The 13,218-nt window shown below is 52.6% G+C and carries 13 protein-coding genes; 9 read left to right on the forward strand and 4 right to left on the reverse strand.

Annotated features, from left to right (window positions below; translation table 11 throughout):
* Nucleotides 1-24 precede the first annotated feature (24 nt).
* The 6 genes from HCZ99_RS17280 (at nt 25) to mltG (ending at nt 6,575) form a co-directional block, all read left to right on the forward strand.
* On the forward strand, nt 25-1,818 hold the full coding sequence (locus HCZ99_RS17280; RefSeq protein ID WP_167448259.1) for a chloride channel protein: 1,794 nt from the start codon (nt 25-27) through the stop codon (nt 1,816-1,818).
* A 268-nt stretch (nt 1,819-2,086) separates the two neighbouring features.
* Nucleotides 2,087-3,028: an ACP S-malonyltransferase gene (gene fabD, locus HCZ99_RS17285; RefSeq protein ID WP_167448260.1), complete on the forward strand. Its 942-nt coding sequence runs from the start codon at nt 2,087-2,089 to the stop codon at nt 3,026-3,028.
* Between the two features lie 43 nt (nt 3,029-3,071).
* On the forward strand, nt 3,072-3,812 hold the full coding sequence (gene fabG / locus HCZ99_RS17290) for a 3-oxoacyl-[acyl-carrier-protein] reductase (RefSeq protein ID WP_167448261.1): 741 nt from the start codon (nt 3,072-3,074) through the stop codon (nt 3,810-3,812).
* A gap of 169 nt (nt 3,813-3,981) precedes the next feature.
* Complete coding sequence (locus HCZ99_RS17295) at nt 3,982-4,218, forward strand: acyl carrier protein (protein WP_022730267.1); 237 nt, start codon at nt 3,982-3,984, stop codon at nt 4,216-4,218.
* Between the two features lie 90 nt (nt 4,219-4,308).
* Entirely contained in the window at nt 4,309-5,568 is a 1,260-nt protein-coding gene (gene fabF / locus HCZ99_RS17300) for a beta-ketoacyl-ACP synthase II (protein ID WP_167448262.1), read from the forward strand.
* 32 nt (nt 5,569-5,600) lie between these two features.
* The gene (gene mltG, locus HCZ99_RS17305) at nt 5,601-6,575 is read left to right on the forward strand and encodes an endolytic transglycosylase MltG (protein WP_167448263.1); all 975 of its coding nucleotides are present in this window, start codon (nt 5,601-5,603) and stop codon (nt 6,573-6,575) included.
* Nucleotides 6,576-6,662: 87 nt separating this feature from the next.
* On the opposite strand, the gene HCZ99_RS17310 is transcribed toward mltG, so the two are convergent.
* Nucleotides 6,663-7,457 carry an SDR family NAD(P)-dependent oxidoreductase gene (locus tag HCZ99_RS17310; RefSeq protein ID WP_167448264.1) on the reverse strand — a complete coding sequence of 265 codons (795 nt, stop codon included), beginning with the start codon at nt 7,455-7,457 and terminating at the stop codon, nt 6,663-6,665.
* A 217-nt stretch (nt 7,458-7,674) separates the two neighbouring features.
* Between HCZ99_RS17310 and HCZ99_RS17315 the strand changes: the two genes are divergently transcribed.
* Genes HCZ99_RS17315 through HCZ99_RS17325 form a run of 3 tightly spaced genes read left to right on the forward strand, consistent with a single transcriptional unit; the run spans nt 7,675 to nt 9,910 of the window.
* Nucleotides 7,675-8,559: a YicC/YloC family endoribonuclease gene (locus HCZ99_RS17315; protein ID WP_167448265.1), complete on the forward strand. Its 885-nt coding sequence runs from the start codon at nt 7,675-7,677 to the stop codon at nt 8,557-8,559.
* Between the two features lie 23 nt (nt 8,560-8,582).
* Entirely contained in the window at nt 8,583-9,215 is a 633-nt protein-coding gene (gmk, locus tag HCZ99_RS17320) for a guanylate kinase (RefSeq protein WP_167448266.1), read from the forward strand.
* A 32-nt stretch (nt 9,216-9,247) separates the two neighbouring features.
* Nucleotides 9,248-9,910 carry a hypothetical protein gene (locus HCZ99_RS17325; protein ID WP_167448267.1) on the forward strand — a complete coding sequence of 221 codons (663 nt, stop codon included), beginning with the start codon at nt 9,248-9,250 and terminating at the stop codon, nt 9,908-9,910.
* A 92-nt stretch (nt 9,911-10,002) separates the two neighbouring features.
* Here the strand turns inward: HCZ99_RS17325 and rsmA are convergent, their stop codons facing one another.
* Genes rsmA through HCZ99_RS17340 form a run of 3 tightly spaced genes read right to left on the reverse strand, consistent with a single transcriptional unit; the run spans nt 10,003 to nt 13,212 of the window.
* A complete protein-coding gene (gene rsmA / locus HCZ99_RS17330) occupies nt 10,003-10,884 on the reverse strand; it encodes a 16S rRNA (adenine(1518)-N(6)/adenine(1519)-N(6))-dimethyltransferase RsmA (protein ID WP_167448268.1) in 882 nt (293 codons plus the stop codon).
* Between the two features lie 6 nt (nt 10,885-10,890).
* Nucleotides 10,891-11,907: a 4-hydroxythreonine-4-phosphate dehydrogenase PdxA gene (pdxA, locus tag HCZ99_RS17335; protein WP_167448269.1), complete on the reverse strand. Its 1,017-nt coding sequence runs from the start codon at nt 11,905-11,907 to the stop codon at nt 10,891-10,893.
* Between the two features lie 24 nt (nt 11,908-11,931).
* Complete coding sequence (locus HCZ99_RS17340) at nt 11,932-13,212, reverse strand: peptidylprolyl isomerase (RefSeq protein WP_167448270.1); 1,281 nt, start codon at nt 13,210-13,212, stop codon at nt 11,932-11,934.
* Nucleotides 13,213-13,218 lie beyond the last annotated feature (6 nt).

Consider the following 13,218-nt stretch of genomic DNA (forward strand, 5'->3'; position numbering starts at 1 on the left):
TCTTTTATTACCTGTGGTTTTGTAATGGTAGAACCTTCTATTGATGCTGCGTCTTCGCGCAGGGCATCCATGCTAACAGTTTGTTTGTTGGCGCTTGTGGTTGGTGTTGTCACCGGTTACGGCGCGGTCGCATTCCGTGCGCTGGTTGCCCTTATTCATAACGTCGCCTTTTATGGCGTTTTTTCCATCGACTATGATGCAAACTTGCTGACCGCGCCCAGCACCTGGGGCCCGTTGGTTATTCTGGTGCCGGTGATCGGTGGCATGTTTGTTGTTTTCCTTGTCAACACGTTCGCACCCGAAGCCAAAGGCCACGGGGTGCCCGAGGTGATGAACGCCATTTATTTCGAACAGGGCCGTATTCGCCCGATGGTGGCGTTGGTCAAGTCGGTTGCATCTTCGCTGTCGATTGGCACCGGGGCATCGGTGGGCCGCGAAGGGCCGATCATTCAGATCGGGTCGTCGTTGGGCTCAAGCATTGCGCAAATGTTTAATTTGCAAACCGGACAACGCATTACATTGCTTGCCGCCGGGGCAGGGGCCGGGATTGCCGCGACCTTTAATACCCCACTTGGTGCAGTGTTGTTTGCCATCGAACTTATGATGCCAGAAGTTTCAACACGGACCTTTTTGCCGGTTGTCATTGCAACGGGTGCGGCGACCTATATCGGGCGCATTTCGTTTGGTTTGGCACCTGCATTTGAAGTGCCCTTGGCCGCCGTGCCGCAAGTATCGGCTGTCGATCTTCAGGCGCTTATTGTCTATGTGGTTCTGGGACTTTTGTGTGGTGTTGCGGCATGGGCCTTGATCCGATCCATGCTGGTGACCAGCACGCTGTTTAAAAAGATGCCGGGCAATGATTACACCCGCCATGCGGTTGGCATGCTGTCGATCGGCATCCTGATGTATGTTTTGCTGCTGACCGGTGGCAATTACTATGTCGATGGTGTCGGGTACGGCGTTATTCAGGAAATCCTGCGCGGGACGATGACGTCCTTGCCGTTGCTGATTATGCTGTTCTTTGCCAAGCTTTATGCCACGTCGGTCAGTATCGGGTCCGGGGCATCTGGTGGCGTTTTCTCGCCGTCGCTGTTTGTTGGGGCGACCCTTGGCGCGGTTGTCGGTATTGTCGGGAACTTGATTTTCCCGGATGCTGGCATTACGCCGGTTGAGTTTGCGCTTGTGGGCATGGGCGGTGTTGTTGCGGCAGGGACTGGTGCGGCAATGACGGCAATCATCATGATTTTCGAGATGACCCGTGACTATAATATCATTGTGCCGCTGGTTGTGGCGGTTGCGATTGCGCTTGGTTTCCGTCGCATGATCATCAGCGAGACGATCTATACGTCGAAACTGGTGTTGCGCGGGCGTAATATCCCCAAAGAACGTCACAGCAATATGTTCATGGTGCATCCGGTGCGTGAAATCATGACATCCGAGCAGATCTATATTGATGCGTCTTTGCGCGTTTCCGAGGCGATTGAAAAAATCGGCCCATCACCGGCGGCAAAGCCCCTTGTTGTGATGGCGGGTGACCGTATTGCCGGTGTTATTCCTGATGTGACCGCGCTTTATTCGATTGCCGGGGATCAGGGGCAAAAGGCGCTTAAGGAAGTGATCAAAGAGGACTTCGTCGTCGTGGTCGATGATATGAACATGTATGACGTGATCAAACGCATGGAGCGCCGTAAGGCAAGGGCCGCGGTTGTGGTCCGTCCGTGCCGCGGTGTGCCGCGTCAGGAAGATGTTCAGGGCGTAATCACGAAGTCGCATATCGCCGATAGCGTGGTTTCAAGCATGCAGCATTATATTGGCTAACACATCCATAGCGTGTGCGAATTTGTGCGCTGCATGATAAGAAATCCTTCGGGAAAGGCAGTGGGCATGTCATATATGCCCACTGCCTTTTTAACTTGAAATAACGATTTTTCGTGCCACTTTCGGGGGCAGAGCCGGAAGCAACAGCGTAAAAATACGTATCTGTTCTTGACAGTGGGAGCGGGCGCGGTATCAAGGTGGCCGCAAATTTGAGGGGCCGATATTCGGCGCAGCCTTCGCATAAGCTGACAAAGGTATATTAAGTATAATGACACGCGCACTCGTTTTCCCCGGTCAGGGGTCGCAAGCGGTAGGTATGGGCAAGGAACTGGCAGATGCCTTTCCGATTGCCCGCGAAGTTTTTCAAGAAGTTGATGACGCGCTTTCGCAGAAATTAAGCGCGCTGATGTTCGAAGGGCCGGAAAACGAACTGACCCTGACGGAAAATGCGCAGCCTGCACTGATGGCTGTCAGCCTTGCCGTTGCACGTGTTTTGGAAAATGAAGGCGGATTTGCCCTGACCGACAAGTGTGATCTTGTTGCGGGGCATTCGCTTGGCGAGTATTCAGCCCTTTGTGCAGCGGGTACTTTTTCCGTTTCTGACTCAGCGCGTCTTTTGAAAATCCGTGGTCAGGCCATGCAGGCCGCCGTTCCGGTTGGCGTTGGCGCGATGGCCGCCCTTTTGGGGCTGGATTTCGTTGATGCCGTTGCGGTTGCCGAAGAAGCGGCACAGGGTGAAGTTTGCACCGCGGCCAACGATAATGCGAATGGTCAGGTTGTTGTATCTGGTCATAAGGACGCTGTTGAGCGTGCGATTGCCATCGCCAAAGAAAAAGGTGCCAAGCGCGCCGTTCTTTTGCCGGTATCCGCACCGTTCCATTGCTCTTTGATGCAGCCAGCAGCCGATCGTATGGCCGAAGCGCTTGCAGAAGTAACGATGAATGCGCCGGGTAAACCGGTTGTTGCCAACGTCACTGCAGAAAAAACTGACAATCCGGAAACCATTCGTAAACTCCTTGTGGAGCAAGTTTGCGGGACAGTGCGCTGGCGCGAGTCTGTTCTTTATATGAAAGAACAGGGTATTACCGATCTTGTAGAGATTGGCGCAGGCAAAGTTTTGACCGGTATGGTTCGCCGTATTGATCGCGACCTGACAGGGACTGCGGTTAACGGCCCGGCCGATATTGAAGCATTCCTCGCCGCGTTGTAAGTGTGGCGTGACGATTAAGAACCCAAAAAGGGAAAGAAAATTTATGTTTGATCTTGCAGGGAAAACTGCCCTTGTAACCGGTGCCACAGGTGGTATTGGTGGCGAAATCGCCAAAGTTTTGGCGCAGGCCGGTGCGAAGGTAGCTCTGTCGGGAACCCGTGCGGAACGTCTTGAAGCCGTTGCCGCCGAAATCGGCGAAAATGCTGTTGTTGTTCCGGCGAACCTTGCCGATACAGAATCGGTTGACGGTTTGATCAAAGCTGCTGAAGAAGCGCTTGGTGGTCAGCTTGATATTCTGGTTAATAATGCGGGCATCACCCGTGACCAGCTTGCCATGCGTTTGAAAGATGACGATTGGCAGGCGGTTCTGGATGTGAACCTGACGTCTGCATTCAAGCTTGCACGTAATTCTTTGCGTGGCATGATGAAGCGTCGTCACGGACGTATTATTAACATCACGTCGATCGTTGGTGTGACCGGTAATCCGGGCCAGACGAACTATGCAGCAGCCAAGGCCGGTATGATCGGTTGGTCAAAATCATTGGCCCAAGAGGTTGCGGCGCGCGGTATTACTGTTAACTGTGTGGCACCGGGCTTTATTACGACGGCCATGACCGATGAGATCGGTGACGCGCAGAAAGAAAAACTTTTGGCAGGTATTCCTGCCGGTCGCATGGGCGACAGCAAAGAGATCGCAGCAGCGGTTCTGTTTCTTGCCAGTGACGAAGCTTCTTATGTCACAGGACAGACCTTGCATGTGAATGGCGGAATGGCGATGATTTAACCCGTTGCGGGTTGCTTGCTTTTCTGTTTAAAAGAGGCCGCTATAAAAAATCTTGAAACCGGCAATAGGTATTGTCGGTTTCCGGTCCCAGGAAGTTCCTTCAATAGGGGGAGCAGACCGGGACCACGCAAACGATAACTGACAGAAAACCTATTGAAGGATTTGAACTATGAGTGATGTCGCAGATCGCGTGAAGAAGATCGTTGTCGAACACCTTGGTGTTGAAGAAGACAAGGTCACTGAAAACGCCAGCTTCATCGACGATCTGGGCGCAGACAGCCTGGACACTGTCGAGCTGGTTATGGCGTTTGAAGAAGAATTTGGTTGCGAAATCCCTGATGACGCAGCTGAGAAAATTCTGACCGTCAAAGACGCGATTGACTTCATCGAAAAAGCTAACAGCTAATTTTGCTGTGAGACATGGGCGCCAGAGGGCATCCTCAGGCGCCCTTTTCGTCTTTGCTGGATTATTCATAAAATAAAGGCGTAGTGCGGGATGAGACGCGTAGTTGTTACCGGTATTGGTGCTGTTACACCGCTTGCTAGCGGCGCACAGAATACGTGGCAGAAACTGCTTGCTGGCCAATCTGGAATCAAGAACATCGACACGTTCGATGTGTCCGACATCCCTGCGAAGATCGCGGGCCTTGTGCCGCGCGGCGAAGGGGACGGACTTTTCAACGCGGAAGATCATGTTTCTGTTAAAGACATGAAAAAAATGGACGATTTTATCGTCTATGGTATTGCCGCTGCTGATCAGGCTCTTGCCGATTCCGGTTGGAAACCTGAAACCGATGAAGATCAGGAAAACACTGGTGTTCTGATTGGTTCGGGAATTGGCGGACTGCCAAAAATTTCCGAAGCATCCGACTTGGTTAACAATGGCAAGACCCGCCGTGTCAGCCCATTCTTCATTCCGTCTTGCCTGATCAATCTGGTCTCTGGCCAGGTATCGATCAAGCATGGCCTTAAAGGCCCGAACCACGCAGTCGTGACCGCATGTTCGACCGGCGCACACGCCATTGGCGATGCATCGCGCATGATCATGCTAGGTGATGCCGACGTGATGGTTGCAGGTGGTGCAGAAGCTGCTGTTTGCCGTCTTGGCATGGCTGGCTTTGCTGCGGCACGTGCATTGTCGACCGGTTATAACGACACCCCGACCGAAGCATCCCGTCCGTGGGACGAAGGGCGCGACGGTTTCGTCATGGGCGAAGGTGCGGGTTGTGTTGTTCTTGAAGAATACGAACACGCCAAAGCACGTGGTGCACGCATTTATGCCGAAGTTGCAGGCTATGGCATGTCGGGCGACGCTTATCACATCACGGCTCCGGCTTCTGATGGTAACGGTGGTTTCCGCTCGATGCGTAATGCTTTGCGCAATGCTGGTGTGAACCCGGAAGATGTCGACTATGTCAACGCACATGGTACATCGACTCCGCTGGGTGATGAGATTGAGTTGGGTGCGGTCAAGCGTCTGTTTGGCGATCACGCATCTAAACTTTCAATGTCTTCGACCAAATCAGCAACCGGTCACCTTTTGGGTGCGGCTGGCGCGATTGAAGCTGTGTTCTCGATCCTTGCGATCTACGAAGGTGCGGTTGCACCGACCTTGAACCTGCGAAATCCGTCTGAAGCATGCAAAGGTGTCGACTTGGTTCCGCTTGAAGCCAAACAGCGTAAGGTCAACGTCGCACTGTCGAATTCGTTCGGCTTTGGCGGTACCAACGCATCCTTGGTCTTCAAAGGCGTCTAAAACAGCAGATCCAACCTAACGGGAGCCATCCCTTGAAGCGTTTTCTGCTTTTTGTTGGGGTCTTATGCATCACCGCCGCGCTCACCATTGGTGGGGCGGCGGTGTATGTTTATGTGCAATACACATCCCCCAGTAAGCTTGCGCAAAGCAGCGACATCATCATCCCCAAAGGGACGGGTGTGCGCGGCATTGCCGAAATTTTCCAACGTGAAAAGATTGTTGATCAGCCGCTGATCTTTTTGGCTGGCGTTCGTGCGTCGGGCCTGGATCGGTCTTTGCGGGCGGGTGAGTTCACCTTCCCGGCAAGGGTCAGCCCGCGTCATGCGGCCGAAATTTTGGCGAATGGTGAAACCGTGCGACGGTTCGTCACCATCCCAGAAGGCCTGCGTTCTGGCGAAATCATTGACCGGATCAATCTGGTGGATGGTTTAACCGGCGAGATCACCAAAATCCCGGCTGATGGCACATTGTTGCCCGAAACCTATCAGTTTTCATATGGCGATACGAAGCAAGGTATCCTTGATCGTATGCGCGATGCTCATGATGCGCTGGTAAGTGATTTGTGGCCCGGTCGCGCGCCCAACCTGCCATTTGATACGGTCGAAGAAGCCATTGTTCTGGCGTCAATCGTTGAACGCGAAACAGGCGTTGCCGCCGAACGCGGGCGTGTTGCGGGCGTGTTTGTTAACCGGCTTAACCGGAACATGCGGCTGCAATCAGATCCGACGGTTGCCTATGCGGTTAGTCCGAAAGAACGGCTTGATCGGCCTTTGACGCGTAAGGACCTTCAGTTCAAAAGCCCGTTTAACACCTATGTGACGGCAGGCTTACCGCCATCACCGATCACCAATCCGGGCCGCGATGCGATTTATGCGGTTTTGCATCCAGACCCGACGGATGAACTGTATTTTGTCGCCGATGGGACGGGCGGGCATGCCTTTTCGCGGACCCTAAACGAGCATAATCGCAATGTCGCCAAATGGCGGCGGCTGCGCGATAGCCAGTAAGGTCATTCGCGTTTCAGCGTCGTTGGCGATGTAGTGATTTAAATAAAAAAAAGCGGTCGTTTTAAACGCGACCGCCTTTTTTTGTGTTTAGCCCCGATGTTCGAGCTGCTTAATGCCAGATGACTTTTTGGGGATCCGTGATGCCGCCAAATCCAAAAGCCATTGCGGGGTCATTTTAAGCATCCCGACAATGATGTTCATTTGCCACGGGAAGGCGATCATGCCCTTGTTGCGGGTCAGGCCCTTGGTGATTTTGTGTGCGGCTTTGTCCGCCTGCATAAAGAACGGCATGGGGAAATCATTGGCATCTGTAATCCGGCTTTTGACAAAGCCCGGACAAACGACATTTACCTTGATCCCGGTGGGTGCCAATGCACCACGTAATCCTTCGCCATAGGTGCGAATAGCGGCCTTGCTGGCACAATATGCCGGGGCGGATGGCAAGCCCCGCCAGGATGCCTGTGACGATACCAGCGCAATTTGACCGTGGCCGCGTACACGCATCTTTTCAATTGCCGGGTCGATGGTGTTTAGAACACCGGCGACATTGGTCGCAAAGATGTCGCGGACTTGATCGGGGCTTTCGCCTGCGTCGCCCGTGCCCGCCGAGATGCCGGCATTGGCAATGACAAGGCTTAAGGACGCGATTTCATCGCACTGCGATACATAAGCCGCCATGGTTTCGCGTTCGGTGACATCAAGCACATCGGCAAAAACGTTGGCCCCGGCAGCCCGACATTCATTTTCGACCAAGCGCAGACGTGTCTGATCGCGGCCGCTGATGAACAGGGTGACACCCGTTCGGGCGAATTGGCGGGCAAGGGCGGCACCAATACCGGAACTGGCACCGGTAATCAGGATCGCATGGTATTGAAATGACATGTTTGCTCGTACGCAGTTCTGTTTGTCGATGGATGATTTTCGCGGACCATGCTGCAGCATTGGGGCAGCATTATGAAATGTCGACCAACCACGCCATCACAGATACCATATTGTTGAAAATGCCTTGATGCGCCAATGCTTGATCGGTGTTCGGCCTTGGCGTGATGGGGCACAACCGTTATAAACGCGCAAACATGAAATCGAATTGGATGAAAATATGACCGTATCAAGCATGACCGGCTTTGCGCGCACTGATGGTGCGGCGGACGGCTTTGGCTGGACCTGGGAACTGCGCAGCGTTAATGGCAAGGGCCTTGATGTTCGTGTGCGTTTAAACGGCGGCTTTGAACGCCTTGAAGCCAAGGTACGCGATGCCGTGTCAAAGCGGTTCAAGCGCGGGAATATTGGCGTTACCTTAAATGTTGTGCGCGCGGCTGAGGGCGGCTCCTATCAGGTGAACCGCGAATTATTGACTGAATTGGTTTCGATCGCCCAGGAATTTGACGGCGCCACCAGCCTTTCGGCCGGGACCATTGCTGATTTGATGAATGTACGCGGTGTGCTTGAAACCGTCGAAACCCAGGAAGACGAGGCCACCCGCGACGCCCGTGATCGGGCGGTTCTTGCCAGCCTGAATGATGCGATTGATCAGATGGTCGCGCATCGTAATGAGGAGGGGGCAAAGCTTGACGCGATGCTGCGTGGGCACGTCGATAACATCGAAGCAACTGTGACCCGGGCGGAAAACTGTGCATCAGCGCGTGGCGATGCCATCAAGGAACGCCTAAAACGCCAAATCGATGAATTGATGGATGCGGGCAAATTTGACCAAGAACGCCTGCATCAGGAAGCCGCCCTTTTGGCCACCAAGGCCGACATTCGCGAAGAAATTGATCGCCTGAAAGCCCATATCATCGCCGCACGTGACATGTTGACCAAAGGCGGGGCGATTGGCCGGAAGCTTGATTTCCTGTGTCAGGAATTTAACCGCGAAGCCAACACCCTGTGTTCAAAGGCCAATGATATTGAACTGACCAATTGCGGTATGGAGCTTAAAGTGATCATTGATCAGCTCCGTGAGCAGGTTCAGAACGTCGAATAAGCGGGCAGGGAAGGAAACGCGATATGATTGATCCACATAACCGCCGTGGTGTGATGCTGGTTTTCTGTGCGCCGTCAGGGGCTGGTAAAACAACCATTACCCGTCAGCTTCTTGAAAAAGATCATAAGATTTCGTTGTCGGTCTCAGCAACGACGCGTGAAGCGCGCCCCGGCGAGGATGAAGGTACGCATTATTTCTTTAAGTCGGTCGATGCGTTTAAGCACATGATTGCCGATGATGAGCTTCTTGAGTGGGCGGAAGTGTTTGGCAATTACTATGGCACGCCGTCTGCCCCGGTCGAGAAGGCCCTTTCAGAAGGGCGTGACGTGCTGTTTGATATTGATTGGCAAGGTGCCCGTCAGTTGCGCGAAAAGGGCGGTGACGACGTTGTTTCGGTGTTTGTCTTGCCACCTTCATCTGGCGAACTGGAACGCCGTTTGCGTGATCGCGGACAGGATGCCGATGATGTGATTATGAAACGTATGGCCAAGGCCGGTGCTGAAATCAGCCATTGGGAAGAATTCGATTATGTTCTGATCAATGATGACCTTGATCGGTGTTTGGCCGATGTTGAACATATCATCGGGGCGGAGCGGATGAAACGCGAACGCCAGACAGGCCTGCCGGACTTTGTTAAAAAGCTTTTGACGGACTGAGCGCATGGAAATACAATCTTAGATTGTTCTGTGTGTTTGAAGGAAAGAGGCTTAAATTGTTTAAAAAAATATTTTCAGGCTTGTCAGTTTTGCTATTGGCAGCGTGTACCACGCCAACACATATGTCTGACTCGGACGCTAAATTTGAGGCAACTCGGAGTGGAGGAAGTGGGCTGCTCGTCGGAAGCGTCGTAGAGAATTTTTTGACGCAACCCCACGGATTGTACGTGTTGTTCTTTAATGAAAACACCGGCAAGCGTGAAGCCGCACTGTCTACATATGACAGAGGCTTGATGTCTCAGCCAAATGATATCTTGGAAGCACACAGGGTCGGGAAGTATTTTGCTTTAGAGATTCCAGCAGGAAAATACTCGATTAAGGAGTGGGGGTATCGTTTCTTTGAAGGTCAAAGTACTCCAAAAGAAGTATATCCAACCTATAATGTAGAATCAGGAAAAGCGACCTATGTCGGTCGTATACACGCCGATGCTCTCCCTATGTTGATGCGTGTTGAGGGAGATTCTAAAAAATCCGATTTGGTCGAAATCAAAAACAAATACAACTTGAATGGCATAGATATTATAGATGGTTGTAGTAGTCTCGGGCTTGAATGGTGGCAGCATACGGACACAGATCTCGAAAACCGCATCGTGAAAAGTTACTTAGAAAAGTATCCATCTGCTACGTGTCAGTAATTGGGATCAAACCAGAATGATCTCATAAGGCCCAAAAAGTGTTTGTGGAGATAGGCTTTTAATTCGCCTCTAAAGTATTATTTGAGACTGAATTACTGCTTATCTTCACTGGCCGATAGTCTTGAATAACAATCAGTCAGCAGGACAAAATCCTCGACAGATAATTCTTCTGCTCTTGCTGTTTCTACAATACCGGTGCTTTCAAGCAGACGCCCAACATTTATGTTGAGAGACTTGAGACTGGCGCGTAGCATCTTGCGGCGCTGACCAAATGCGGCTTGGGTGATTTTGGCGAGGCTAGCAAGGTTAATTTGTGTCCCGCGATCTGCCTTAGGCCGCAGTTGCACAACTGCTGATGTGACTTTTGGTGGCGGAGTAAAGGCGCTTCGGTGGACGTCAAACAGGATATCGCAGTCACATAGGTATTGGCATATCACCGAAAGACGGCCATAGGCTTTGCTTTTGGGCTTTGCGACGACGCGTTCGGCGACTTCCTTTTGGAACATTAAGGTCAGGCTGGCGAACTGATCAATTTGCATCAACCAGTTCAGCAATAATTGTGTTCCAACATTATAGGGCAAGTTGGCGACAATCTTGCGCGGGGCAGGGCCAAGTGTTGTGACATCGACCTCCAACGCATCGCCATCAATAACGTGTAAGGCGCCGGGATAATGATTGCTAATCTGCGCGAGCACAGGCTGGCAGCGCGGATCGCGTTCAATCACGGTCAAGTTTTTGGCACCATTAAACAGAAGTGCCCGGGTCAAGCCGCCAGGTCCCGGTCCGATTTCGATGACAGTGGCATCGTCAAGCGGTGCTGCCGCACGTGCAATGCGCCCGGTCAAGTTCAGGTCAAACAAGAAGTTTTGGCCGAATTTCTTTTGTGCCGACAAATCATGGGTCGCGATTACGTCGCGTAGCGGCGGCAGACCGTCATTGGCGAGCTTGCCCGATGGGAAATTGTCTTCTGACACGTTCGGTCAGGCTCCTGTTGAAAGGCGTTTATGGGCCATATCGGACGCCATTTTAAGGGCGCCGATCAGGCTATCGGGGCGGGCAATGCCTTTGCCCGCGATGTTAAGTGCTGTGCCGTGATCGGGGGATGTCCGGATAAAAGGTAATCCCAAGGTGACATTGACACCACCATGAAAATCAAGCGTCTTAACTGGAATGAGTGCCTGATCATGATAGGGGCACAGAGCGACATCATATTCCGCGCGGGCTTCGTCATGGAACATGGTATCGGCGGGCATGGGCCCGATCACGTTCAGCCCTTCGTCGCGCAGCTTTTTGATCGCCGGGATCATAATGGTCTGTTCTTCAAGGCCAATGGTGCCGTCTTCGCCCGCATGCGGGTTGATCCCAGCAATGGCGATGCGCGGGTTTGCCACCCCGAAATCGCGTTTCATGGCGTCCGCTGTGATATGGCACAATTGTCCAATCAGTGTGCTGGTGAGTTGTTTGGGGACTTCAGACAGGGCGATGTGGATTGTCAGCGGCACGACCCGAAGTTTTGAATTGGCCAGCATCATCACGGGGATTGTGCCGGGACCGGCCAATTCCGCAAGAAATTCTGTATGGCCAGGGTGTTTGAACCCGGCGGCATAAAGGGCACTTTTCTGGATCGGGTTGGTGACAACTGCACTGGCCGCGTTTTCGTTGGTCAATGTGACCGCATGGGTGATGCTATCAATGACAATCTGTGCTGTTGCGGGGGACGCCGTGCCAGAGATAATCGGGGCATCGACGTCATCCAAATCCAGAACCGGCAACGCGTTTGCAAACACGTCATGCGTTTCAGAAATATCGGAGACGCAAACAACCGGGACATTGAACCCGGTTTGTTTGACAGTCTGTTCGATGATCCTCATCGGGGCCAGAAGGCAAAACGGTAACAGAGCGTCTTCTGTTCGGCGCAGCCATGCCTTAAGGGCGAGCTCCGGCCCGATGCCACCAGGCTCGCCGATTGTTAAGGCGATTGGCGCGATCTTGGTCATGTGACTGCCCCTCTGAACCGATTATTATATGCGGATATCAATGAAGGCTTCGCGGCGGAGCTCACGGAGTTTTCGGCGTGCGAGAATATCGAGCCGCTCCATCAGCAGCCTGTTTTCAACGCTTTTGCGATCGGGCAGGTTGCTTTTTTCGGTTTTATCGCAAACCATCACCAGGAGCGCGCCACCATCAACACGAATAATATCGGAAACCTGCCCCTTTTCCAGACCGCTGACCGCGCGGCTTACGGGACCAGACAGATCATTTGGCGAAATGCCTTTCATCTCGCCGCTCAGTTCCGAACCAAGGTCTACGGCAACATTTGCCAGGGCCTGACAGCTATCCGCGGTTTGCTTGGTGTTGTTAAGCACATCAAGCTTTGCCTTTATTTGCTCTTCGCTCTCGCTCTCTGAAACGGGAACAAACAGCTGATAAAGGTCTAGTCGGGTGTCGGTAATGGCGGCCGCGTCACCACGACGACGGTCGAGTAGCTTAATGATATAATATCCGCGGATGGTTTGGATCGGCGCACTGACTTGTCCGGGCTCAAGCTGGTTAATGGCTTGCTGCAGCTCGCTTGAAATTTCGCCGGCATATAGCCAACCCATGTCACCACCGGTTGCGGCACTTGTGCTTGCTGAAATTTGTCGCGCGAGACCACCGAAATCAGCGCCTTTTGACAGGGCTTGCAGAACTTCTTGCGCGGTCTGATACACCTTTGCACTGTCTTGTGGATTATCAACAGGCAGGAATATTTCCTGAACGCGGTTGCGCGGTTTCCCTTGGTTGCTTTCGATCCGTGCAAGGTTCTCATCGATCTCGGCATCAGAAATTTCAACGTCGCGGCGCATTGTTCCAAGGAGCTTCTGCCATGCGACTTGCGGTTTGATCTGCTCTTCAATAGTGGAAGGTGCGACCCCGCGTTGCTCAAGAAACTGATCGAGCATACCGTCTGGCAGCCCAGCGTTTTTTTCGATCGTCGCTTTTGCGACGTCAATATCGCTCTGCTTGACCTCAATGCCGCGTCGCTCGGCTTCTTGCATTTGCAGCTTTTCGTTGATCAACTGCTGCAGGATCTGCGGCGCCATTTCATTGCTTTTTTGTGCTGTCATCTCGATGTTTGACGACACGGCAACGAGTTTGAGGCGCTCGACAAGATCAATAATCGAAATCGGCTCGTCATTCACCACCGCTGCCACACCGACTGGCGACTGCGCACGCGCAGTGCCGACTGCCGACACCATTATAATGGTGCTTAGAATGACAAAGACGTTCTTGAGTGTGAAAGTCGAAAGTTTTGAAATCATTCTATC

This window comes from Thalassospira lucentensis, assembly GCF_011806425.1.
GTDB lineage: Bacteria > Pseudomonadota > Alphaproteobacteria > Rhodospirillales > Thalassospiraceae > Thalassospira > Thalassospira lucentensis_B.

Coding starts and splice junctions, on each gene's coding strand:
- HCZ99_RS17280 (WP_167448259.1), top strand. CDS start 25: ATGGTAGAACCTTCTATTGATGCTGCGTCTTCGCGCAGGGCATCCATG.
- fabD (WP_167448260.1), top strand. CDS start 2,087: ATGACACGCGCACTCGTTTTCCCCGGTCAGGGGTCGCAAGCGGTAGGT.
- fabG (WP_167448261.1), top strand. CDS start 3,072: ATGTTTGATCTTGCAGGGAAAACTGCCCTTGTAACCGGTGCCACAGGT.
- HCZ99_RS17295 (WP_022730267.1), top strand. CDS start 3,982: ATGAGTGATGTCGCAGATCGCGTGAAGAAGATCGTTGTCGAACACCTT.
- fabF (WP_167448262.1), top strand. CDS start 4,309: ATGAGACGCGTAGTTGTTACCGGTATTGGTGCTGTTACACCGCTTGCT.
- HCZ99_RS17310 (WP_167448264.1), bottom strand. CDS start 7,457: ATGTCATTTCAATACCATGCGATCCTGATTACCGGTGCCAGTTCCGGT.
- HCZ99_RS17315 (WP_167448265.1), top strand. CDS start 7,675: ATGACCGTATCAAGCATGACCGGCTTTGCGCGCACTGATGGTGCGGCG.
- gmk (WP_167448266.1), top strand. CDS start 8,583: ATGATTGATCCACATAACCGCCGTGGTGTGATGCTGGTTTTCTGTGCG.
- pdxA (WP_167448269.1), bottom strand. CDS start 11,907: ATGACCAAGATCGCGCCAATCGCCTTAACAATCGGCGAGCCTGGTGGC.
- HCZ99_RS17340 (WP_167448270.1), bottom strand. CDS start 13,212: ATGATTTCAAAACTTTCGACTTTCACACTCAAGAACGTCTTTGTCATT.